Source organism: Methylobacterium ajmalii (assembly GCF_016613415.1).
GTDB lineage: Bacteria > Pseudomonadota > Alphaproteobacteria > Rhizobiales > Beijerinckiaceae > Methylobacterium > Methylobacterium ajmalii.
The window spans coordinates 73,259-94,631 of sequence record NZ_JACWCT010000072.1 but is presented as its reverse complement, the minus strand read 5'-3'; the positions used below and the strand labels follow the sequence as shown (position 1 = coordinate 94,631).

The 21,373-nt window shown below is 72.7% G+C and carries 20 protein-coding genes; 11 read left to right on the top strand and 9 right to left on the bottom strand.

Translation table 11 applies throughout. The features are described 5' to 3' along the window. The first annotated feature begins 44 nt into the window (after positions 1-44). Genes metG through HPY23_RS13890 form a run of 3 tightly spaced genes read left to right on the top strand, consistent with a single transcriptional unit; the run spans position 45 to position 3,263 of the window. Complete coding sequence (metG, locus tag HPY23_RS13900; RefSeq protein WP_091888565.1) at positions 45-1,604, top strand: methionine--tRNA ligase; 1,560 nt, start codon at positions 45-47, stop codon at positions 1,602-1,604. Then, a complete protein-coding gene (locus HPY23_RS13895; protein WP_244537629.1) occupies positions 1,601-2,440 on the top strand; it encodes a TatD family hydrolase in 840 nt (279 codons plus the stop codon). The genes metG and HPY23_RS13895 overlap by 4 nt, the downstream gene beginning before the upstream one ends. Before the next feature lie 13 nt (positions 2,441-2,453). Continuing rightward, positions 2,454-3,263 (top strand): MBL fold metallo-hydrolase, encoded by an 810-nt coding sequence (locus HPY23_RS13890; RefSeq protein WP_091888563.1) that lies wholly within the window; start codon positions 2,454-2,456, stop codon positions 3,261-3,263. On the opposite strand, the gene HPY23_RS13885 is transcribed toward HPY23_RS13890, so the two are convergent. From HPY23_RS13885 to HPY23_RS13870, 4 genes are all read right to left on the bottom strand, one after another. Further along, positions 3,230-3,595 carry a cupin domain-containing protein gene (locus HPY23_RS13885; protein WP_091888561.1) on the bottom strand — a complete coding sequence of 122 codons (366 nt, stop codon included), beginning with the start codon at positions 3,593-3,595 and terminating at the stop codon, positions 3,230-3,232. The genes HPY23_RS13890 and HPY23_RS13885 overlap by 34 nt on opposite strands. Then, positions 3,592-3,786: a type II toxin-antitoxin system RelE/ParE family toxin gene (locus HPY23_RS13880; RefSeq protein ID WP_060847656.1), complete on the bottom strand. Its 195-nt coding sequence runs from the start codon at positions 3,784-3,786 to the stop codon at positions 3,592-3,594. The genes HPY23_RS13885 and HPY23_RS13880 overlap by 4 nt, the downstream gene beginning before the upstream one ends. A 307-nt stretch (positions 3,787-4,093) precedes the next feature. After that, entirely contained in the window at positions 4,094-5,215 is a 1,122-nt protein-coding gene (locus tag HPY23_RS13875; RefSeq protein WP_091888559.1) for a carboxylate-amine ligase, read from the bottom strand. Between the two features lie 77 nt (positions 5,216-5,292). After that, positions 5,293-5,736: an RNA polymerase sigma factor region1.1 domain-containing protein gene (locus HPY23_RS13870; RefSeq protein WP_091888557.1), complete on the bottom strand. Its 444-nt coding sequence runs from the start codon at positions 5,734-5,736 to the stop codon at positions 5,293-5,295. Between the two features lie 171 nt (positions 5,737-5,907). Here HPY23_RS13870 and HPY23_RS13865 point away from each other — a divergent pair, with 171 nt between their 5' ends. The 5 genes from HPY23_RS13865 to HPY23_RS13845 all read left to right on the top strand — a co-directional run bounded on the left by HPY23_RS13865 (position 5,908) and on the right by HPY23_RS13845 (position 12,027). Continuing rightward, entirely contained in the window at positions 5,908-7,305 is a 1,398-nt protein-coding gene (locus tag HPY23_RS13865; RefSeq protein ID WP_091888555.1) for a cytochrome P450, read from the top strand. 578 nt (positions 7,306-7,883) lie between these two features. Next, a complete protein-coding gene (locus tag HPY23_RS13860; RefSeq protein WP_244537628.1) occupies positions 7,884-8,768 on the top strand; it encodes a carbohydrate ABC transporter permease in 885 nt (294 codons plus the stop codon). Then, positions 8,765-9,613 (top strand): carbohydrate ABC transporter permease, encoded by an 849-nt coding sequence (locus tag HPY23_RS13855; RefSeq protein ID WP_091888550.1) that lies wholly within the window; start codon positions 8,765-8,767, stop codon positions 9,611-9,613. The genes HPY23_RS13860 and HPY23_RS13855 overlap by 4 nt, the downstream gene beginning before the upstream one ends. Before the next feature lie 14 nt (positions 9,614-9,627). After that, positions 9,628-10,971: an ABC transporter substrate-binding protein gene (locus HPY23_RS13850; protein WP_091888548.1), complete on the top strand. Its 1,344-nt coding sequence runs from the start codon at positions 9,628-9,630 to the stop codon at positions 10,969-10,971. A 228-nt stretch (positions 10,972-11,199) separates the two neighbouring features. After that, positions 11,200-12,027, top strand: coding sequence for a phosphodiesterase (locus HPY23_RS13845; RefSeq protein ID WP_091888546.1), 828 nt, complete (start codon positions 11,200-11,202; stop codon positions 12,025-12,027). Between the two features lie 242 nt (positions 12,028-12,269). On the opposite strand, the gene HPY23_RS13840 is transcribed toward HPY23_RS13845, so the two are convergent. Together HPY23_RS13840 and HPY23_RS13835 are read right to left on the bottom strand one after the other, a co-directional pair. Then, positions 12,270-12,935, bottom strand: a complete 666-nt coding sequence (locus HPY23_RS13840) for a 3-oxoacid CoA-transferase subunit B (protein WP_060847650.1) — start codon at positions 12,933-12,935, stop codon at positions 12,270-12,272. Positions 12,936-12,956: 21 nt separating this feature from the next. Continuing rightward, positions 12,957-13,712 carry a CoA transferase subunit A gene (locus tag HPY23_RS13835; RefSeq protein ID WP_060847649.1) on the bottom strand — a complete coding sequence of 252 codons (756 nt, stop codon included), beginning with the start codon at positions 13,710-13,712 and terminating at the stop codon, positions 12,957-12,959. Between the two features lie 315 nt (positions 13,713-14,027). Here HPY23_RS13835 and HPY23_RS13830 point away from each other — a divergent pair, with 315 nt between their 5' ends. Beyond that, positions 14,028-15,893, top strand: coding sequence for an AsmA family protein (locus tag HPY23_RS13830; protein ID WP_091888544.1), 1,866 nt, complete (start codon positions 14,028-14,030; stop codon positions 15,891-15,893). 20 nt (positions 15,894-15,913) lie between these two features. On the opposite strand, the gene HPY23_RS13825 is transcribed toward HPY23_RS13830, so the two are convergent. Then, a complete protein-coding gene (locus HPY23_RS13825; protein WP_091888542.1) occupies positions 15,914-16,684 on the bottom strand; it encodes an NAD-dependent deacylase in 771 nt (256 codons plus the stop codon). A gap of 229 nt (positions 16,685-16,913) precedes the next feature. Between HPY23_RS13825 and HPY23_RS13820 the strand changes: the two genes are divergently transcribed. Beyond that, positions 16,914-17,690: a hypothetical protein gene (locus HPY23_RS13820; protein WP_060847646.1), complete on the top strand. Its 777-nt coding sequence runs from the start codon at positions 16,914-16,916 to the stop codon at positions 17,688-17,690. Then, a complete protein-coding gene (locus HPY23_RS13815) occupies positions 17,681-18,352 on the top strand; it encodes an HAD hydrolase-like protein (protein WP_091888540.1) in 672 nt (223 codons plus the stop codon). The genes HPY23_RS13820 and HPY23_RS13815 overlap by 10 nt, the downstream gene beginning before the upstream one ends. 33 nt (positions 18,353-18,385) lie before the next feature. Here HPY23_RS13815 and HPY23_RS13810 read toward each other — a convergent pair whose 3' ends face one another. Continuing rightward, entirely contained in the window at positions 18,386-19,426 is a 1,041-nt protein-coding gene (locus HPY23_RS13810; RefSeq protein ID WP_060847645.1) for a sensor histidine kinase, read from the bottom strand. Next, on the bottom strand, positions 19,413-20,966 hold the full coding sequence (locus HPY23_RS13805) for an ATPase domain-containing protein (protein WP_091888538.1): 1,554 nt from the start codon (positions 20,964-20,966) through the stop codon (positions 19,413-19,415). The genes HPY23_RS13810 and HPY23_RS13805 overlap by 14 nt, the downstream gene beginning before the upstream one ends. Between the last annotated feature and the right edge of the window lie 407 nt (positions 20,967-21,373).

The following is a 21,373-nucleotide window of genomic DNA, read 5'->3' as shown; positions in this document are numbered from 1 at the left end:
CGCGGGCGGGCCCGATCCGACTCCTTCATACCGGGAAACCAGCCGTGGCGGGCGAGCCGTTCTTCATCACCACCGCCATCTCGTACCCCAACGGGGTGCCGCATATCGGCCACGCCTACGAGGTGATCGCCGCCGACGCCATCGCGCGCTTTAAGCGCCTCGACGGCTACGACGTGTTCTTCACCACCGGCACCGACGAGCACGGCCTCAAGATCCAGCAGACCGCCGCCAAGGCCGGGATCGGCCCGCGCACCTTCGTGGACGACATGGCGCCGCGCTTCCGCGCCATGGCCGAGCAGCTCGACTGCTCCTTCGACCGCTTCATCCGCACCACCGACGCCGACCACGTCGCCGCCGCCCAGGCGCTGTGGCGCCGGATGGAGGAGAACGGCGACATCTACCTCGCCAAGTATGCCGGCTGGTACTCGGTCCGCGACGAGGCCTATTACGACGAGGCCGAGCTCGTCACCGCGCCCGACGGCAGCCGCCGGGCCGAGAAGACCGGCACGCCGGTCGAGTGGGTCGAGGAGGAGAGCTACTTCTTCCGGCTCTCGGCCTACGGCGAGCGCCTGCTCGCCCTCTACGAGGCGAACCCGGACTTCATCGGCCCCGACTCGCGCCGCAACGAGGTGACGAGCTTCGTCCGCTCGGGCCTGCAGGACCTGTCGGTCAGCCGCACCACCTTCGACTGGGGCGTGCCGGTGCCGGGCAACCCGGCCCACGTCATGTACGTCTGGGTCGACGCGCTGACGAACTACATCACGTCCTGCGGCTTCCCCGACGAGGGCGCGCCGCGCTGGCGCCAGTGGCCGGCGGCGCTCCACGTCATCGGCAAGGACATCATCCGCTTCCACGCGGTCTACTGGCCGGCCTTCCTGATGTCGGCCGGTCTCCCGGTCCCGCAGCGCGTCTTCGGCCACGGCTTCCTGCTCAACAAGGGCGAGAAGATGTCGAAGTCGCTCGGCAACGTCGTCGCCCCGACGGCGCTCGCCGAGGCCTACGGCGTCGACCCCTTGCGCTACTTCATGCTGCGCGAGGTGCCGTTCGGCCAGGACGGCAGCTACTCGCACGAGGCGATCGTCAACCGCCTCAACGCCGACCTCGCCAACGACCTCGGCAACCTCGCCCAGCGCTCGCTGACCATGATCGCCCGCAATTGCGGCGGCCAAATCCCCGCACCCTTCCCGCAAGCCGGCGAGCCGTCCGCCGCCGACCGGGCGCTGCTGGCGCTGGCCGACGCGCTGCCGGAGAAGGCGAGGGGGTTGATGCAGGACCTCGCCCTGCACGCGGTGCTGGCCGAGATCTGGGCGGTCGTGGCGGAGGCCAACCGCTACTTCGCCGGCCAGGAGCCCTGGGCCCTGCGCAAGACCGACCCGGCCCGGATGGAGGCGGTGCTGTACACCACCGCCGAGGTGCTGCGGGCGGTGGGCATCCTGGTCCAGCCCTTCATCCCGAGCGCCGCCGCCCGGCTCCTCGACCTGCTGGCGGTGGCGCCCGACGCGCGCAACCTCGCCGCTATCGGGCCGGATCACCGGCTCGCGCCCGGCACGGCCCTGCCGGCGCCGAGCCCGATCTTCCCGCGCTACGTGGAGCCCGAGGCGTGAGCCCGGTCGCCAGTCCCCGAGGCGTCAGCCTGGTCGACAGCCCCCGAGGCGTCAGCCTGGTCGACAGCCATTGCCACCTCGATTCGCCCGGCCTCGCCGAGCGGCTGCCCGAGGTGCTGGCCCGGGCGAAGAGCGCCGGGATCGACCGGATGGTGACGATCTCGACCCGGGTCGCCCGGTTCGAGACCTACCGGGCCTTGAGCGAGGCCCACCCCGAGGTGCTGTTCACGATCGGCACCCACCCGCACCAGGCCGGCGAGGAGCCGGACGTGCCGGCGGCCGAGATCGTCGCCCTGTCGCGCCATCCGCGCTGCATCGGCATCGGCGAGGCCGGGCTCGACTACCACTACGATTACGCCCCGCGGGACGTGCAGCAGAAGGTCTTCCGCACCCACATCGCGGCGGCGCGCGAGAGCGGGCTGCCGCTCGTCATCCATGCCCGCGAGGCGGACGAGGACGTGTCGGCGATCCTCACCGAGGAGATGGCGCGCGGGCCGTTCAAGGCCGTGCTGCACTGCTTCTCGTCGGGGCGGCGGCTCGCCGAGGTGGGGGTGGAGCTCGGCCTCTCCGTGTCGTTCTCCGGCATCGTCACCTTCCGCAACTCGGACGAGATCCGGGACATCGCCAGGGGCGTGCCGCACGACCGCCTGCTGGTCGAGACCGACGCGCCCTACCTCGCGCCGGTGCCGCATCGCGGCCGGCCGAACGAGCCGGCCTTCGTCGCCGACACCGCCCGGGTGCTGGCCGAGACCGTGGGCCTCGCGCCCGAGGCGCTCGCGGCCCTCACCACCGCCAACTTCTACCGCCTGTTCGACAAGGCCGCCGCACACAGCTGAGGGCTTCGACCGCATGCCGACCCTGACCCTTCGCATCCTGGGCTGCGGCTCCTCGGGCGGCGTGCCGCGGGTCGGCTACGGCTGGGGCGCCTGCGACCCGGCGGAGCCCAAGAACCGGCGCCGGCGCTGCTCGCTCCTGGTCGAGCGCCGGGAGGCCGGGGACGAGGCGACGACCGTGCTGGTCGACACCTCGCCGGACCTGCGCGAGCAGCTCCTCGATGCCGCGGTGGCGCGCCTCGACGGGATCCTGTTCACCCATTCCCACGCCGACCACACCCACGGCATCGACGACGTGCGCCCGCTGGTGATCCACATGCGCCGGCGCATCCCGGTCCATGCCGACGCCACGACCTCCGACCTGCTGCGCGCCCGCTTCGCCTATTGCTTCACCTCCCGGGAGGGCAGCCTCTACCCGCCGATCCTCGACCTGCACGCGCTCGAGGCCGGCGCGCCGGTGACCGTCGAGGGCCCGGGCGGGCCGGTGACCGCCACGGCCTTCGTCATGGAGCACGGGCCCGAGGAGAAGGCGCTCGGCTTCCGCTTCGCCGACGCGGCCTACGCGCCGGACGTCAGCACGATGCTGGACGCCGCCAAGGCACGGTTGCGCAACCTCGATCTCCTGATCGTCGACGCCTTGCGCGATTCGCCCCATCCGACCCATTTCTCGGTCTCGGACGCCCTGGCGCTGATCGAGGAGGTGGCGCCGCGCCGCGCCGTCCTGACCAACCTCCACACCGACCTCGACTACGAGACCCTGCGCCGGCGCCTGCCGCCCGGGGTGGTCCCGGCCTATGACGGGCTCTCGCTCGCGGTCGACGGCTGATCGGCCGGCCGGAGGTGGACCGCGAGCCAGACGGTCGCCTCGTCGGGGCTCGTCCACTCGACCCGGTGGCGCAGGCGGGCCGGGATCGTCAGGTGGTCGCCGGGTCCGAGCCGCCGCGGCGCCGGCTCGCCGTGCAGGTGCAGGCCGGCGCTTCCCGAGAGCAGCACGACCCACTCGTCCCAGGGCTGGTCGTACCAGAAGCCCGGCGGGCTCGCCTGGCCGGTGGAGACGATCCGCTCGACGCGGCCATGCGGGGCCTGCGCCAGGACGTCGGTCGTCTCGTCGGATTGCGGCGCGGCGGGCAGGCCGGCGAAGAGGTTGGCGGTCGTCATGCGGGTCGTCGTGGCGTGTTCGGCATCGTGGCGGGGTCGCGAGCGCCGTGCCGGATGCCGACTACGACGATCTCGTTCTCGGTCGCGACGTAGAAGATCAGGTAGGGGCTCGCCAAGGTCCTGCGCATGGGACGAAGCTCGGGCGAGAGGGTGCGGACGCGTTCGATGGCGTATTCCAGGAGTTCGGTCATGGTGGCATCGTGCACCCGATTCGCGTCGGCATGAAGGGAAACCGGGCGTGTCCCGGTCGGGCGTCCCGGCCTGCCGATCCCGGCCAAGTTCCATAAGATACATTATGCGATTCACGGCGGGAGGGTGGGATCCAGGACCACGTCTCTCTGTCGGCGGTGGTCCGCTCCGGGCGTGAGCGGCCCGAGGCGGTCGGGTGATCTCCGAAGCGGGCGTGGCCGCGATCGGCCGCCTGCAGAACGGAACCGCGACAGCACCGTCCGCCGCCGCGGGCTTTCGTCGGCGCCGCGGCGGGGACGCGCCCCCGCCCTACGCCGCCCGCCCCTCGGTCTCCCGTGCCAGCGCGTCCACCACCGCGGCGATTCCCGAACCGTCGCTCCTGCCCGCCGCCGCGTAGGCCGCGCGCTGGCGGTCGGCGCTGGTGCCGTCGCGGGCGATGCGGCGGGCGTCGTCGAGGGCGTCCTCGCACCCGAGCGCCGCCGCGTCCTCGGCGACGAGCGAGAGGATTTCCTCGATCGCCTCGCCGAACGGCACGGCGCGGCCGGCCCCGGGGTCGATCAGGGCGGCACGCACGCCGTCGCGCTGGGCCCGCCACAGGTTCTCGCGGATCACCGCCCGGGCGACCCCGTCGAGGGCGGCATTCAGGTCCGGCCGGCGCTCGGCGGCGCGCACGAGGCAGCGGTACAGGCTCGCGATCGCCACCGCGTCCTCGACCCGCGTGCAGCTGTCGGCGATGCGCAACTCGAGCGTCGGGTAGCGGATCGAGGGCCGCAGGTGCCACCACAGGAAGCTCGCATCCTCGATCGCCCCGGCAGCTTTCATCACCGACACGAAGCGCTCGAACTCCGCCGTGCTCGCGAACGGGTCCGGCAGCCCGGTGCGGGGCATCTCGCCGAACACGCTGAGGCGGTAGCCGGCAAGGCCCGTGTCGCGCCCCTCCCAGAACGGCGAGGAGACCGAGAGCGCCAGCAGCGCCGGCAGGAACGGCAGCAGCCGGTTCATCAGGTCGACCCGGTCGTCGGGCCGCGCCACCTCGACGTGGACGTGCATGCCGCTCACCAGCGTGCGCCGCCCGATCATCCGCACCGCGTCGAGGATGCCGTCGTAGCGCGCCCCGTCGGTCGGGGATTGCGCGTCCCAGGCCGCGCCCGGATGGGTGCCGGCGCCGAAGACCAGGATCCCGTGCGCCCGCCCGATCTCGGCGAGGCCGCGGCGCAGGGCCGACAGGCCGCTGCGCGCCTCCGCGGGCGTGGTGGCGGGCGGCGTCGCGATCTCGATCTGGCTCTGCAGCAGCTCGCGCTCGGCCGCCGGCAGCAGCGCCTTGGCGGCGGCGTGGAACCCCTGGACGCCCTGGCCCGGCGTGCCCCGGGTGGCGGCGTCCGCCAGGAAGAATTCCTCCTCGATGCCGAAGCGGTAGGCGGGGCCGGTCATGCGCGCGGAATCCTTGGTCGAGGGAGGGCGGGATATAGCGGCCACGCGGCGGCCGACCACGCCGGCCGGCCGCGCCCTCAGCCGCGCAGGGCCCACAGCGTCAGGACGAGGACGGCGAGCGCGAGGGCGGCGAGCCCCGCCAGGATCACCGCCCGGTGCGCGCCGCCACGGGCGGGCGGCGGCGACACCCGGTCCGGGGCAGATGTCGTCGCGGCTGTGGCTGCGGCGGGCGGCGGTTCCACCACGGGTGCCACCACGGGTGCGGCGGGGGCCGGTACCGGCGGCTCGGGCAGCCGGATCGCGCCGGCGGGCAACGGCGTTCCGCCGCCCTGCAGCAGGATCTCGTCGGGATCGACCGCGATCCCGGCCTCCTCCAGCTCGATCAGCACCAGCGCGATGTCCTCGGCGCTCATCCGGTCGACCGGCAGGGCCCGGCGCAGGTCGTCGGGGGTGAGTTCGCCCCGGCTGCGGCCCAGCGCGATCAGGCGGTCGAGGGTGGTCCTGTCGAAGGCGGCCTGCATCGGCGGATCTCCGGTCCGGCGGGCCCAGGTTCTCCCGTGACCGTGGCACCGCGCGCGATGTGCCAACGCGCACCGGCCGGGATGCGTTTCCCGGTCACGCTCGCGCCCAGAAGCGGGTAGACAACCTCCGGGCTCCCGGTGCCCGTCGGGACCACCGAACCCAGGCGAGCCATGAACGCGCATCCGTCCCACGTCCGTCCGGCCCCCGAGGGGGCCCGGCCGGTCCTCGCCCGGATCACGCCGCCGGCCCAGCCGCTCGGGCCGTGGCGCTTCCTGAGCACCGTGGTGCGCAACCCCCTCGAGGCCTGGCCGGAGACGATCTACCGCGAGCCGGTCTACACCTCGACCGTCCTGGGCAATTCCAGCCTGTTCGTGATGGCGCCGAACCTGATCCGCCGGGTGATGGTGGACGACGCCGACGCCTTCGAAAAGTCGGAGGTCCTGCGCCGCGCCCTCTCGCCGGCGCTCGGCGACGCGATCCTGACCGCCGACGGCGCGCGCTGGCGCTGGCAGCGCCGGGCGGCGGCACCGATCTTCCGGGCCGAGCGCATCCGCAGCTTCGTGCCGGCGATGATCGCGGCGGCCGAGCGCACCCGCGACGCCCTCGCGGCCGATCCGGGCGCCGAGGTCGATCTCGCCCAGACGATGATGCGCACCACCTTCGAGATCATCGTCGAGACCATGCTGCCGGGCGCCGGCGGGATCGACGCGGCCCGGGTCGAGCGCGGCATCACCGACTACCTCGAATCGACCAGCTGGGTCGTCGCCCTCACGCTGCTGCGGGCGCCGGCCTGGCTGCCGTTCCCGGGTCGCGCCAAGGCCGAGCGGGCCAAGACCTACCTGCGCGACGAGCTGCTGCGCCTCGCCGCCGAGGGGCGCCGCACCGGCACCGAGGGGCGCAACGACCTCTTGAGCCTCTTGCTCGCCGCCCGCGACCCGGAGACCGGGCAGGCGATGGACGACCGCGACGTCGCCGACAACCTGCTCACCTTCGTGACCGCCGGGCACGAGACCACGGCGCTCGCCCTCACCTGGGCGCTCTACCTGCTCTCCCACCACCCGGAGAGCGAGGCGCTGATCGCCGCCGAGGTCGAGGCGGCGACCGCCGGCGGGCCGCTCGCGCCCGAGCACGTCGACGCCCTCCCCTACACCCGCCAGGTGATCCTGGAGGCGATGCGGCTCTACCCGCCGGTGCCGGTGGTGGTGCGGGCCGCATTGCGCGACGTCGACCTCGACGGGATACCGGTGCGTGCCGGCACGCCGATCACGATCCCGATCTACGCCGTGCACCGCCACGCGGCGCTGTGGGACGAGCCGGAGCGCTTCGACCCCGCCCGCTTCGCCCCCGAGGCCGCCAAGGCCCGCGACCGCTACGCCTACCTGCCCTTCGCCGCCGGCCCGCGCATCTGCATCGGCATGGGGTTCGCGCTGTCCGAGGCGGTGGCGATCCTGGCGGTGCTGGTCCGCTCGCTCCGCTTCTCGCTCCGGCCCGGCTACCTGCCGGTGCTCAAGCAGCGCATCACCCTGCGGCCGTCCGAGGGCATGCCGATGCGGGTGAGCCGGCGCTGACGCGCCGAACTCCGGTCGTCCGACCTTCCTCGCCATCCCGGAGGCCGCCGAAGGCGGAAATCCGGGATCCATATCCGCCGCCGCTTCGAAACGAAGCGGTGCGCGTTCTGCCCGAGCCCGTCGGACATCCGCCGGACGGAAAGGCGCGACCGAAGGGCATCGGCATCTCCCGGGGACGGTCCGGTCCGCCCGATCCGGCACGATGATGCGCCCCCTCCTCTCTCCTGCCGATCGTCCCCGTCGGCGTCGACAGGCCCGGCTCCACCGGACTCTCAAGTTACGTAACGTGATATCCGTCTTGCGGGAGCGATTCGGCAAGATCTTGCATGTCGGATCGCGGCGGACGCCAGCAAGGGTTGTCGTTGATCCGGCGATTGCCACCGCGTGCCATTGTCGAAAATTCGTCTGAAACGGCCACCGGGCCGGGATCGTGGCGGCGGGAGCGCCGGAAACACGGTCGAGGGCGGATCGAATTTCATTCGCCTGTCACGAAACCGCCCGATGACGCGCCGGTCACGACATCTCCGGCGGACCCTTTGACCCACGTCCTCGATACGATTCCGGCCGTTCCGACGGCCGTGCCCGCCGCGGCCCGGCAGCCCCGGGCCGGCCTGCTCCTGCCGCTGGCGCTGCTGAGCCCCTCCCTCGTCTTCCTCGCCCTGTTCACCTACTGGCCGGTGGTCGAGGTTTTGTGGGACGCCACCCACGCGGTAACGCGGCGCGGCACCCGCTTCGTGGGCCTGGACAACTTCGCCGCCCTCTTCGCCGACCCGACCTTCCAGCGCGCGCTCCTCAACAACGCGCTCTACGCGGTCGGCACGGTGGTGCCGAGCCTGGTCCTGGCGCTCGCCTTCGCGCTGGCGCTGAACGGCGCCGGCCGGGTGCGGGCCCTGATGCGGGCCTTGTTCTTCCTGCCGGTGATGATCCCGCTGGTGGCGGCCGCCGCGCTCTTCCTGTTCCTGTTCCTGCCCGGCATCGGGCTGATCGATCATCACCTCGCCCGGCTCGGGCTCCCCGGCGCCAACTGGCTCGGCGATCCCGATCTCGCGCTCGCCGCCATCACGGTGCTCACCGTGTGGAAGAACGCCGGCTACTACATGCTGTTCATCCTGGCCGGCCTGCAGGCGATCCCCGACGAGGCCAAGGAAGCCGCGCTCCTCGACGGCGCCGGGCCGTGGCAGCGCCTGCGCTTCGTGACCCTGCCGGCGCTCCGCCCGACCTTCGCCTTCGTCGGGGTGATCGCGCTCCTGAACGCCGTGACGCAGGTCGACCACGTCTTCGTCCTGACCAAGGGCGGTCCCTCGGACGCGACGAAGCTCCTCCTGTTCTACATCTACGAGCAGGCCGCCGAGCGCTACGATGCCGGCCGCGCCGCCGCCGCGACCGTGGTGACCCTGGGCCTGCTCGCCGCCCTCACCACCCTGTCGCTCGCCCGCGGCCAGGGCCCGGAGGCGGCCCGATGAACGCCAAGGTCCAATCCGGCCCGGTGACCCGCGAGGTCACCCCGCAGATCGCCCGCCTCGTCGTCGCCGGCCTCGCGCTCGTCTGGGCGGTGCCGTTCTGGTGGATGCTGGTGGCGGCGTTCCGGCCGGCGGGATCGGGGGCGGATGCCTCGCTCCTGCCCTCCCTGACGCCGACGCTCGCCAACTTCGCCGAGGCCTGGGCCTCGGCCGACTTCCCGCTCTACTTCCTCAACTCGCTCGCGGTCTGCGCCGGCATCCTGGTCGTGCAGCTCGTCACGGCGTCGCTTGCCGGCTACGTCTTCGCACGCCTCGAATTCCCCGGCCGCGGCATCCTGTTCGCCCTGTTCCTGGTCCAGCTGATGCTGGTGCCGGTGGTGCTGCTGGTGCCGAACCTGAAGACGGTCGCGGCTTTGGGCCTCTACGACACCCTGCCGGGCGTCATGGCGCCCTACTTCGCCACCGCCTTCGGCACCTTCCTGATGCGCCAGAGCTTCCGCGAGGTGCCGCGCGAGCTGGAAGACGCCGCGATGATCGACGGGGCCGGCTGGTGGGCCCGCATCCGCCTCATCTACCTGCCGCTGACGAAGCCCGCCCTCGTCGCCTTCTCGATCGTCTCGGTCACCAGCCACTGGAACGAGTTCCTGTGGCCGCTGATGGTCATCAACTCCCCCGACAGGCGGCCCCTGACCCTCGGTCTCGCGAGCTTCACGCTCAGCGCCGAGGGGATGCAGGCCTGGGGGCTGATCGCGGCCGGCACCTTCCTGGTCAGCCTGCCGCTGCTCGCCGCCTTCCTGATCTTCCAGCGCCGGTTCGTGAACAGCTTCCTCGCCTCCGGCATCAAGTAAAGAGGACCGACAAGATGATTTCCTGGTGGAAGGGCGCCGCCCTCGCCCTCGTGGCAGCGGCCGGCCTCGCGGCGCCGCAGCCTTCGTTCGCGACCGACATCGAGCTGTTCTTCCCCGTCCCGGTGGACGGTGCGCTCGCCCGCAACATGTCGGGGCTCATCAAGGAGTTCAACGACTCCCACCCCGACATCAAGGCGGTCCCGGTCTTCACCGGCTCCTACGACGACACGCTCCTGAAGACCCGCGCGGCGATCAAGGCCGGCAAGCCGCCGGCGGCGGTCATCATGTCGGCGAACTTCCTCACCGACCTGTCGATCGAGCGCGAGATCGCCCCGATGGACGACCTGATCGCCAAGGGCGGCAAGGATCAGCCAGGAATGACGCCCGACGCCTTCATGGCCCAGTTCTTCCCGGCGCTGCTTCCCAACGCCGTGATCGACCGCAAGGTCTACGGCGTGCCGTTCCACAACTCTACGCCGCTCCTCTACATCAACGCCGACCACTTCAAGGAGGTCGGCCTCGACCCCGACAAGCCGCCGCGGACCTGGGCCGAGCTCGCCGACGCCGCCCGCAAGCTGACCAGGCGCGAGGGCGACCGCACCACCCGCTGGGGCCTGATGATGCCCTCAAACTACGATTACGGCGGCTGGATCCTCGAAGCCCTGACGATGTCGAACGGCGGGCGCTACTACAACGAGGAGTATGGCGGCGAGGTCTATTACGACACCCCGACGATGCTCGGCGCCCTCACCTTCTGGTCGGACCTCGTGCACAAGGCCAAGGTGCACCCGGCCGGCGAGCAGAAGGGCCCGGCGGTGACCGGCGCGTTCCTGGCCGGCCAGGCCTCGATGATGATCATCTCGACCGGCTCGCTCACCTTCGTCCGCGACACCGCCAAGTTCCCGTTCAAGGTCGCCTTCGTGCCGATGAACGTGCGCCAGGCGGTGCCGATCGGCGGCGCCTCGCTGGTGCAGCCGACCGGCCTCTCGCCCGAGAAGCGCGCCGCCGGCTGGACCCTGATCCAGTGGCTGACCTCGCCCGAGAAGTCGGGCTGGTGGAGCCGCGCCACGGGCTACTTCGCCCCCAACAAGGCCGCCTACGACCTGCCGGAGATGAAGGCCTTCCTCGACAAGAACCCCGACGCCAAGATCGCCGTCGACCAGCTCGCCAACGCCAAGCCGTGGTTTGCCACCTACCGCACCGTGCCGGTGCGCAAGGCGATCGAGGACGAGCTGCAGGCCGTGCTCTCCGGCAAGCGCCAGCCCAAGGAGGCGCTCGCCGCCGCCCAGAAGGCCGCCGACGCCCTGATGCGCCCCTACGTCGAGGACACCGCGCTCCGTCTGCCGGGCGCCGAGTGATCGCTTCGTCCTGATACCCTCCCCTTTCCCGGGCCCATGCAGCGATAGCGGAATGGGACCCGGGATCCGGCGCAAGACTTCGCGAAACGTCTGCCTGCCTGCAACGACGCAGTATTCAGAGCCGCTTCGCGGCACTTCTTCTGCTGGAGCCCGATCTCCTTCCGCTGACGCTTCAGTCGTCCGGGAAAGGGCGTCGCGCCTGTACAACAATCGACCGGACAAGCCCCCATGCTCATCGCCCAGATCACCGACCTGCACGTGCGCCCCCGCGGCCTGCCGGCCTACCGGGTCTCCGAGACCAACCGGATGGTCGCTCGCGCGGTCGCGCACCTCCTCGCCCTCGATCCCCGCCCCGACCTGGTGCTGATCTCCGGCGACCTCACCGATTGCGGGCTGGCGGAAGAATACGAGGAGCTGCGCGGCCTCCTCGCCCGCCTGCCGATGCCGGTCTACGTCATCCCCGGCAATCACGACCGGCGCGAGACCCTGCGCGAGGTTCTGCCGACGGCCTGGATGCCCGGCGTAACCGACGGGTTCGTCCAGTACACGATCGAGGATCACCCGGTCCGCCTGATCGCCCTCGACACGCTGGTGGCGGGCGCGAGCCACGGCGCGCTCTGCACCGAGCGCCTCGGCTTTCTCGAACGGGCGCTCGCCGGCGGCGACGGCCGCCCGACCCTGGTGTTCATGCACCACCCGCCCTTCGAGTGCGGCCTCGTCCACATGGACGAGATCCGGCTCCTCGACGGCGAGGCGCCGTTCCGGCGGCTGATCGCCGGTGAGACCTCGATCGAGCGGATCCTGTGCGGCCACCACCACCGGCCGATCGTGACCCGCTATGCCGGCACGATCGCGCAGATCGCCCCGAGCGTGACGCACCAGGTCGCCTTCGATCTAGACCCGGCGCACACGGGCGCCCTGGTGTTCGAGCCGCCGGCCTATCTGCTCCATCGCTACACCCCGGAGAGCGGGATCGTCAGTCACATGGTCTATGTCGAGAGTTTCGACGGGCCGTACCCGTTCGTGCTGGATGCGGCGTATCCGGGGCAGCACTGATCCAAGCCTGCCCGGCTACCTCGTCGACGCAGCTGACAGTCGCCATCGTCGTCCCGGGGCCGCGCAGCGGAGCCCGGGATCCATAACCGCTGACGATGCAGATGAAGTAGGACGGACGCCGCCTCATTCTCGAAGGTCGGCGGTTATGGATCCCGGGTTCTCGCCTGCGGCGAGCCCCGGGATGACTCAGTGACGTGTCGACGGTGTCGTTCGATCTGCCTGCTCGTGCAGGCAGACCGTCCTCAGCCGTTCTTCAGCGCCACCCGGTACTGGCCCTGCGTCTTCGCCCGCACCTCGTCCTCGGTGACGCCGTCGGCGAGTTCCACCAGGCTCATGCCGCCGTCACCCTTCTTGTCGATGGTGAAGACGCCGAGATCGGTGATGACCATGTCGACGACGTGGGTGCCGGTGAGCGGCAGGTCGCAGGCCTCGAGCAGCTTCGGCGATTCCGAGCCGTCCTTGGCCTTGGCGACGTGCTCCATCACCACGACGACCTTCTTGACGCCGGCGACGAGGTCCATCGCGCCGCCCATCCCCTTCACCATCTTGCCGGGGATCATCCAGTTGGCGAGGTCGCCGTTCTGGGCCACCTGCATCGCGCCGAGGATCGACAGGTCGATGTGCCCGCCGCGGATCATCCCGAACGAATCGGCCGACGAGAAGTAGCTCGTGGTCGGCAGCTCGGTGATGGTCTGCTTGCCGGCGTTGATGAGGTCGGGATCCTCCTCGCCCTCGTAGGGGAACGGGCCCATGCCCAGCATCCCGTTCTCGGACTGGAGCTGCACCGACATGCCGTCGGGGATGTAGTTCGACACCAGCGTCGGGATGCCGATGCCGAGGTTGACGTAGAAGCCGTCCTCGAGCTCGCGGGCGGCGCGGGCCGCCATCTGGTCGCGGGTCCAAGCCATGGTGGTCTCCTCTCTCGCTCGTCAGATGGCGCCGCCGCCCGTGGGGGCGGGCGCGGGCTCGGCGTTGGGGGCGGCCTCGGCACGCTTGCGGGTGGTGCGCTGCTCGATGCGCTTCTCCGCGTTCGGGACGTGGATCATCCGCTTCACGAACACGCCGGGCGTGATGATGTGGTCCGGGTCGATCTCGCCGGGGCGCACCAGGTGCTCGACCTGCGCGATGGTCATGCGCGAGGCCGACGCCATCATCGGGTTGAAGTTGCGGGCGGTCTTCCGGTAGACGAGGTTGCCCTCGTGGTCGCCCTTCCAGGCGTGGACCAGCGAGACGTCGGCGAACAGGCCGCGCTCCATCACGTAGGTCTCGCCGTCGAACTCCCGGGTTTCCTTGCCCTCGGCGATCAGGGTGCCGACGCCGGTCTTGGTGAAGAAAGCCGGGACGCCGGCGCCGCCGGCACGGATGCGCTCGGCCAGCGTGCCCTGCGGGTTGAACTCGATCTCGAGCTCGCCGGCGAGGTACTGCTTGGCGAAGGTCTTGTTCTCGCCGACATAGGACGAGATCATCTTCTTGATCTGGCGCGTCTCGAGCAGCACGCCGAGGCCGACGCCGTCGATGCCGGCATTGTTCGAGATGACCGTGAGGTCCTTGGCGCCGCTCTCGCGCACCGCGTCGATGAGGACGTCGGGAATGCCGCACAGGCCGAAGCCGCCGGCCATGATCGTCATGCCGTCCCGCAGGACGCCCGCCAGGGCGGCGGTGGCGTCGGGGTATACCTTCTTCATCCCTCGTTTCCCCAATCCATTCTGGTGCCGCCGGGGCTCGGATGCCCTCGTTCCCGCACGGATGCGGCGCCTCGCCGCCCTGTGTAGCACCGTTGCGGCGCCGCACCACCGGGCGGTGCCGGGAAAATGGTCCGCTCCGGCGGGGCCGGGGGCGGCGCGCCGGCCCGGGGAGACAAGACGCGCACGAGGGATTATACCGGGGCCGTCAAAGGGAAGTTTTGGGATGGCGCCCGCCGCCGGCAGGTCCGAGGGACCGCAGGCGGCGGCGGCCCGGGGGGGCATCGTCTTCTCGTCCACGCCGGCAGCCGGAGAGCGATGTCGCGCCGAACCATCCTGGCCCTGAGCGGCGCCGCCACGGCGGCCCTCGCGCTCACGGCCGCCTCCCTGCCCTGGACGATCGCGGCGCCGCGGGCGGTCGCCTTCGCCGAGCGGGACCTCGCGCGGCGCTACGGCCTCGGCCTCTCGGCCGCCGGGCCCGCCACCTTGACCCTGCTGCCGGCCCCGTCCCTCAGCTTCTCCCGGGTGCGGCTGCGCCGGGGCGATCACGACCTCGTCGAGAGCGCCGGCCTGCAGGTGCAGCTCGGCCTCGCCGGGCTCCTCGCCGGCCGGGCCGAGGTCACCGGCCTCGTCCTCGACCGGGCCCGGATCGCCCTGCCGGACGACGCGGCGGTCGACTGGGCTGAGCCGGCCGCGCGGCTGGCCGCCCGCGTCGCCGCCGGGCGCGGCCGCCACCTGCGCCGCCTCGTCCTCGTCGACGCCACGCTCTCCGGACGCGATCCCCGCACCGGCAGCCGCGAGACGGTCACCGGCCTGAACTTGGTGGCGAGCTGGCCGCGCCCGAGCGCCGGGCTCGACCTCTCGGCCGCCTTCACCTGGCGCGGCGTGCCGGCGACGCTCACCGTGTCGGGCCTGCGCCCGCCCGCGCTCGCGGCCGGCGCCGAGACCCCGCTCACCGCCGCCCTGACCTGGGTCGCCGGCCCCGGCATCGACGGACCCTCCGCGGAGGGCAGCGCCGAGATCGAGGGCAGCCTGGTCTGGGCCGGGACGACCGCCGCGAATTCTCCCGCCGCGAATGTCCCTGCCAACGAGGCGTCCGCGGGCCCCGCCACGGACGGCCCGCGCCTGTCCGGCCAGGGCCGGTTCACCACCCCGGCCCTGGCCCGCACCCTGGCCTGGCTCGGGGTCGAGCCCGGTCCCGCCGCGCTCGCCGGCCCGGTCGGCGTCGAGGGGCGCTTCACGGCTCGTCCGGGCGGCGTCGAATGGCCCGAGATCCGGGTGCGGTTCGGCGACAACCGGCTCGAGGGAGCCGGCGCCCTCGCCCTGGCGCGGGGGCGGTTGTCCGTCAGCGGCACCCTGGCGGCCGAGAGGCTCGACCTGTCGGGTCTCCTGCCCGACGTCGAGCCCGGCGGCGGCTGGAGCCGGGCGCCCCTCGGCCTCGACGCCCTCACCCGGGGCGACCTCGACCTGCGGCTCTCCGCGGCCTCCGCCCGCCTCGGGTCCCTGGAGGCGCAGGACGTCGCCGCCGGCCTCCTGGTGCGCGACGGCACCGTCGAGGCGACGCTCGGGCGCGCCACCGTGCAGGGCGGCACCGTCAAGGGGCGGGCGGCTTTGGCCGCCCTGCCCTCCGGCCTCGACGCCCGCCTCCAGGGCAGCGCCGACCGGGTCGACCTCGGCGGCCTGTTCGCCGATCTCGGCTGGCCGCGCTGGATCCTCGGCCGCGGCCAGGGCTCGGCGGTGCTCGACACGGCCGGATCGAGCCTCGCCGACCTCGTCGGCCGCCTCGGCGGGCGCGCCGTCGCCACGGTGGAGGGCGGCGAGATCCTCGGCCTCAACCTCGCCGACCTCGCCCAGCGGCCCGATTCCACCGCCGTCGCCCTGCGCCGGGGCGGCCGCACCCATTTCGAGCGCGCCCGGGTCAGCCTGACGGTGGCCGACGGGGTCGCCGAGATCGGCCAGGGCCAGGTCCGCGGCGGGGGGATGACGGCGACCCTCGGCGGCCGGGTCTTCCTGGCCGAGCGCCGCCTCGGCGCCGAGGCGAGGATCGAGCCCGGGCCCGACGGGCGGCCCGCCGGGCACTTCGCCATCGAGGGCCCCTGGCTGCGGCCGGTGCTGCGGCCGCTCGCGGCACGGCCGCTCCCGGCCCTGTCCCTGCCGGCGGCCGCCAGCGCCTACGCGCCCTGACCGTCCCGCCCGGAGGAAGGTCACGCCTCCCGTCCGCCGTGCCGGTCCCGGCCCGGCCCGTCTCTGCCCGGTAGATCTTCGTCGAGAAGCTCCGCGACGAAGTCCGGCACCGCCCGGGTGGCCGGGCCGTAGGTGGCCTCGTCGAACAGGCCGGCGGTGTCGGAGGGCGCGAGGTTGATCTCCCGGGTCGGGATCCCGGCGGCCCGGGCCTGCGCCACGAAGCCCGCCGCCGGATAGACCGCCCCGGAGGTGCCGATGGCGACGAACAGGTCGGCCGCCGCGAGAGCGTCGCCGATCGCGTCGAGGTGGAGCGGCACCTCGCCGAACCACACCACGTCCGGGCGCATCCCGCCCCGCCGCCCGCAGGCCGGGCAGGCGGTGTCGAGACCGAGATCCTCCGCCCAGGGCGCGGCCGCGCCGCAGGCGGTGCAGCGCACCCGCATCAGTTCGCCGTGCATGTGCACGACCGACCGCGAGCCGGCGCGCTCGTGCAGGTCGTCGACGTTCTGGGTGCACAGGAAGAGCCCGCCGCCGCGGGCGGCAAGGCCCGCCTCCAGCCGCGCCAGCGCCGCGTGGGCGGCGTTGGGCGCGGCCTCCCGCACCCCCTGCCGGCGCAGGTTGTAGAAGGCGTGGACCTCCTCGGGCTCGCGGGCGAAGGCCTCGGGAGTGGCGAGCCGCATCGGGTCGAAGCGGCGCCACAGCCCGCCCGGATCCCGGAAGGTGCCGAGCCCGCTCTCGGCCGAGATCCCGGCTCCCGTGAGCACGAAGACGCGGGCGACCGGCCGGCTCACGCGCGGCCTCCCGCCGGGACACGGCACGACTGCGACACGATTGAGTCAAATCTCGCGGCCGACAGAACATTGCGGACGCCAGACCATCGGGATGCCGTCACTGTGACCTCCGTTGAGACTTTATCAATTCTTGCCATGGACAATTCCCCTAACCCATCCTAAGTGAGGATCGTGCCCGCGCGCATGGCCGCGGGTGATTGATTCCGAACAGATCGCTTCAGGACATTCAATGACGCGCCACCGCGCGAGACCGTCATTCACGGTCGAGATCAAGCGCAGCCGCACATCCCCCTTGATCGCCACCCCCGACAGCGAGCGGCCCCAGAGCGAGCGCCCCGCAAGCAAGCCCCCGGCGAGCCCCGCCGCGACGGGCGAGCCCGAGCGACGTCCCGCCGCCCCCGGCCGCAACCTCTGGGCCGGGACCGGCCTGTTCGAGGAGGCCGCCGCGGCGACCCAGTCGGGCCGTTTCGACCCGCCGGAGGCCCCGGCCTTCGCCAAGGACTCCTCCCTCAAGTCGCCCGCCGCGAAGGATTCGTCGGCGCGGGACGCCCTGGCGAGAGACGTCTTCTCCAAGCCTTCGCCGGCCGCCGCGTCCGACCCCAGGAACGCCGGCGCCAAGCGCGTTCTGCCGAGCCTGATCGCCCCGCCGGAGCCCGAGCCGGAGCCGGAGGCGGCGCCGGAACCCGAGCCGAAGCTGCCGCGGGTGCGCCGCTACCGGACCGCCGCCCCGGCGCAGCGCCGCACGCCCGGCCCTCGGCCGGCCTTCGTCTGGCCCGAGGACTGGCCCGACGAGGCGCCGATCCAGACCCCCGCCCCCATCGCGCTGCCGGCCGCCCCGCGGATCCAGGCCGCCGCGCCCCAGCCCGAGGCACCCCAGTCCAAGGCTCCGGTGGCCGAGGCGGCCGAGACCGGCGAGATGCGCCTGCGGGCCAAGCGCCGCGCCGGCGACGAGGACCTGCGCGTCGGCCAGCGCTGGAAGCGCCGGCTGCCCCGCGTGTGCTGGTAGCCGACCGGGACGGCCCGCCGTACCGGCTGGTCGTCCTCGATTTCGACGGCACGCTGGCCGACACCTTCCCGTGGTTCGCCGGCGTCCTGCCGGGCGTCGCCGACCGCTACGGCTTCCGCCGGCCCGCGCCCGACGAGGTCGAGGCCCTGCGGGCGCTCGACGCGCGGGGCGTGATGCGGCGCCTCGGCGTCCCCGGCTGGAAGCTGCCCTTCATCGCCCGCCACATGCACGGCCTCGCCGCCCGCGACGCCGGCATGCTGGCGCCGTTTCCCGGCATCCCGGCCCTGCTCGGGCGGCTGCGGGAGGGCGGGATCACGCTCGCCCTCGTCAGCTCGAACCGCGAGGACGTGGCGCGCCGGGTGCTCGGCCCGGATTGCGCCGGCCTGATCGGGCACTACGCCTGCGGCGCCGGCGTGTTCGGCAAGGCGCGCCGGTTCGCCGCCGTGGTGCGCGCGAGCGGCATCCCGCCGTCCCGCGTCCTGTGCCTCGGCGACGAGCTGCGCGACCACGCGGCCGCCGCGCGGGCGGGCCTCGCCTTCGGGGCGGTGACCTGGGGCTACACGCGCGGGCCGGCGCTCGCGGCCGCCGGGCCCGATCACCTGTTCGACAGCCCCGCGGCGGTGGCGGCCGCGCTCCTGCCCGCCGCCGTCCGGGCGGCGTGAGGACGCTCCGGACGCAGGCGTCCGGGGGGCGCGTCAGTAGTGCGGCACCGTCCGGTGCTCGACCAGCGGCGCCTCCATGCGGAAGTGCAGCCCGGTCGGCTTGAAGTCGAACTTGATGTCGGCGCCGCACTGCATGGTGAGCACGCGCTGCAGCAGGGTCGAGCCGAAGCCCTTGCGGGTCGGTTCCGCGGTCCGCGGTCCGCCGCGCTCGGTCCAGTCGAGCCGCAGGCGGCGGCCGGCCTCGTCCTGCGCCACGTCCCAGGTCACGGTGATGCGCCCCTCGGGCACCGAGAGGGCGCCGTGCTTGGCGGCGTTGGTGGTCAATTCGTGGATCGCCATGCCGGTCGGCACCGCGAGGTCGGCGGTGAGCTCGACCAGCGGGCCCTTCAGGGCGATGCGCTTGCCGGCCTCGTCGTTGTAGGGGCCGAGCTCGTTCTCCAGCATCTCCTGGAGCGAGGCCATCTGCCAGTAATCTTCCGTCAGGAGGTTGTGGGTCTTGGCGAGCGAGATCACCCGGGCCGAGAAGCCCTGGTAGAACTCGTCGACGCTGGTGGCGCCCCGCGCCGAGGCCCCGAGCAGCGCCTGCACGGTGGCGAGCGTGTTCTTCACCCGGTGGTGCAGCTCGCGGATCAGCAGGGCCTGGCGCTCGGCGGTCTGCTGGCGCTCGTGCAGGAAGGCCGCGGCCTCGCGCTGGCGCCGGCGCGCCCGGACGGCGAAGCGGGTCGCGGTCACCAGGGTGGCGGGGTGGAACGGCCGTTCCAGCAGCGTGACGTTGCCGAGGGATTCCATCAGCCGCGCCTCCGGCGGGGTGCCCCGCAGGGTGAGCAGCACGAACGGATAGTCCGACCACGGCTCCTGCCCGGCGAGGTAGGCGGCGAGCCCGTGCCGGTCGGAGGCGCGCAGGGCCTCCTCGGTCAGGACGGCGCAGCTGCCCTCGTCGAGCCGGGCGACCAGCGCCGGCAGGTCGGCGCAGACCTCCGCCCGCAGGCCGGCCTCCTCGAGGATGCTCGACGCCACCTCGGCGTCGCGGCCCGTCGGGGCCAGGATCAGGACCGGGGGATCATTCTCTCTCATGGCTGTCCCGATCGGCTGACCCCACCGGCAGATCCCGCTCGGGTCCCGCGCCCTCGGCCGGCAGGCGGCCCTGGAAGACCGGCACGCCGGTCAGGACGCCCCGGAAGCCCACCAGCGGCTCGCCGACACGCAAACCGTCGCCGTCGATCCGGAGTTCCCGGATGGTAGCCTCGTGCGGCCCCACCCTCTTCTTGACCACCGACACCGCCCGGCGCAAGTGCCCGTCCGCCTCGAAGTACCGGAACAGCACCACGGTGTCGCTGAGGTAGGTGAGGTCGACCGCCGCCGACATCTGGCCGACGAGCCCGTGCTGGGCCAGTACCAGCAGCGTCGTCACGCCCTGCTGGTTCAGGTATGTCAGGATCTCGTGCATCTGCAGCAGCAGATACTGCTCGCCCGGCATCGCGTTGTGGTAGCCGGTGAGCGAATCGATCAGCACCACGCGCGCGCCGTCGCGCTCGACGGCGTTGCGCACCATCGCGGCGAGCTCGCCCGGCGAGACCTCCGCCGGGTCGATCTGCTCGACCCGCAGGCGGCCGTCGGCGATCGGCCCGTCGACGGCCATGCCGAGACCGGCGGCCCGACGCCGCAGGATCCCGGTCGGCTCGTCGAAGCTGAGGATCAGCCCGCGCTCGCCGCGCGCCAGCGCCGCCGTGACGTAGGCCAGCGCCGTCGACGACTTGCCGACCCCCGAGGGTCCGAGCAGCATCGTGCTGGTGCCCCGGTCGAGCCCGCCGCCCAGCAGCGCGTCGAGGCCCGGATTGCCGCTGCCGAGCCGGTCGATCGCGTAGGAATGGCCGTGCTCGGCCGCGACCAGGCGGGGAAACACCGTGAGGCCGCCGCGGCGGATGACGAAGTCGTGGAAGCCGCCGCGGAACCGCGTGCCGCGCATCTTGATCACCCGCAGGCGACGGCGCTCGCCGCCGTAGAGCGGGGCGAGCTGCTCGAGCTGGATCACCGCGTGGCAGAGGCTGTGCAGGTTGAGGTCGTCCTGCTCCGCCGTGAGGTCGTCGAGGAGGAGCGCGGTGGCGTCGTGGATGAGGAGGTAGCTGCGCAAGGCCAGCACCTGGCGGCGGTAGCGCAGCGAGCCCTGCGAGAGCAGCCGGATCTCCGAGAGGCTGTCGAACACCACCCGCTGCGGCTTGACCCGGTCGAGTTCCGCGACGGCGAGCCGCACGGTCTCGCCGAGCTCGAGGTCGGAGGAATGGACGAGGCTCTGCTGCTGGCGCGGGTCGAGGCTGAGCTCGGGCGGCACCAGCTCGAAGATCTCGATGCCGTCGAGCGACCAGCCGTGGCGGGTGGCGACCGAGATCAGCTCGCGCCGGCTCTCCGACAGGGTGATGTAGAGGCAGCGCTCGCCGAGCCGCGCCCCGTCGATGAGGAATTGCAGCGCCTGGGTGGTCTTGCCCGAGCCCGGCCGGCCCTCGATCAGGTGGGCGCGGTTGGCCGCGTAGCCGCCCTCCAGGATCGAATCGAGGCCCGGCACACCGGTCGGGATCGGGGCGGCGTCGTCGGGTGGCGAAAGCTGGGGATCGGGCATGGACGGCGGGCGGGCCTTCGGCAGACGGGTCTCGTGACGATCCGATCGTCGGGTATCCCCGGACAACGCCCGGTCGCGGCCGATCGCCCGTTCGAGGCGGCGGCATGCGGCGGGAGGTCTCGGTGAGGCGCCCCGCGATCGGCGACGGGTCGTTCTCGCCCGGCAGGGGTCGTATCGGCTTGTGGCAAAGAAATGCGGCGAGAACAAAGGGATCGTGCGGGCCGTCCGCCGGTTCCGGGGTGGGCGTGGCGTCGCGCCCGGGCGCGCCTGCTGCACCGCGATAAAAACTCCCGCCTCCCCCTTGACGTCGGATGGGTTCGCACGCATGTGGCGCTGGTCCGCGTGGGGTCCGACGACTCGGCGCTGCGCGGCATCACCGGAATCCTGAATCCCCCATGCCCAGCGAC

Bases quoted from the DNA above. Each gene is read 5' to 3' on its own strand.
- HPY23_RS13890 (WP_091888563.1), top strand. From the start codon at position 2,454: ATGCCGACCCTGACCCTTCGCATCCTGGGCTGCGGCTCCTCGGGCGGC.
- HPY23_RS13885 (WP_091888561.1), bottom strand. From the start codon at position 3,595: ATGACGACCGCCAACCTCTTCGCCGGCCTGCCCGCCGCGCCGCAATCC.
- HPY23_RS13880 (WP_060847656.1), bottom strand. From the start codon at position 3,786: ATGACCGAACTCCTGGAATACGCCATCGAACGCGTCCGCACCCTCTCG.
- HPY23_RS13875 (WP_091888559.1), bottom strand. From the start codon at position 5,215: ATGACCGGCCCCGCCTACCGCTTCGGCATCGAGGAGGAATTCTTCCTG.
- HPY23_RS13870 (WP_091888557.1), bottom strand. From the start codon at position 5,736: ATGCAGGCCGCCTTCGACAGGACCACCCTCGACCGCCTGATCGCGCTG.
- HPY23_RS13865 (WP_091888555.1), top strand. From the start codon at position 5,908: ATGAACGCGCATCCGTCCCACGTCCGTCCGGCCCCCGAGGGGGCCCGG.
- HPY23_RS13855 (WP_091888550.1), top strand. From the start codon at position 8,765: ATGAACGCCAAGGTCCAATCCGGCCCGGTGACCCGCGAGGTCACCCCG.
- HPY23_RS13850 (WP_091888548.1), top strand. From the start codon at position 9,628: ATGATTTCCTGGTGGAAGGGCGCCGCCCTCGCCCTCGTGGCAGCGGCC.
- HPY23_RS13845 (WP_091888546.1), top strand. From the start codon at position 11,200: ATGCTCATCGCCCAGATCACCGACCTGCACGTGCGCCCCCGCGGCCTG.
- HPY23_RS13840 (WP_060847650.1), bottom strand. From the start codon at position 12,935: ATGGCTTGGACCCGCGACCAGATGGCGGCCCGCGCCGCCCGCGAGCTC.
- HPY23_RS13835 (WP_060847649.1), bottom strand. From the start codon at position 13,712: ATGAAGAAGGTATACCCCGACGCCACCGCCGCCCTGGCGGGCGTCCTG.
- HPY23_RS13830 (WP_091888544.1), top strand. From the start codon at position 14,028: ATGTCGCGCCGAACCATCCTGGCCCTGAGCGGCGCCGCCACGGCGGCC.
- HPY23_RS13820 (WP_060847646.1), top strand. From the start codon at position 16,914: ATGACGCGCCACCGCGCGAGACCGTCATTCACGGTCGAGATCAAGCGC.
- HPY23_RS13810 (WP_060847645.1), bottom strand. From the start codon at position 19,426: ATGAGAGAGAATGATCCCCCGGTCCTGATCCTGGCCCCGACGGGCCGC.
- HPY23_RS13805 (WP_091888538.1), bottom strand. From the start codon at position 20,966: ATGCCCGATCCCCAGCTTTCGCCACCCGACGACGCCGCCCCGATCCCG.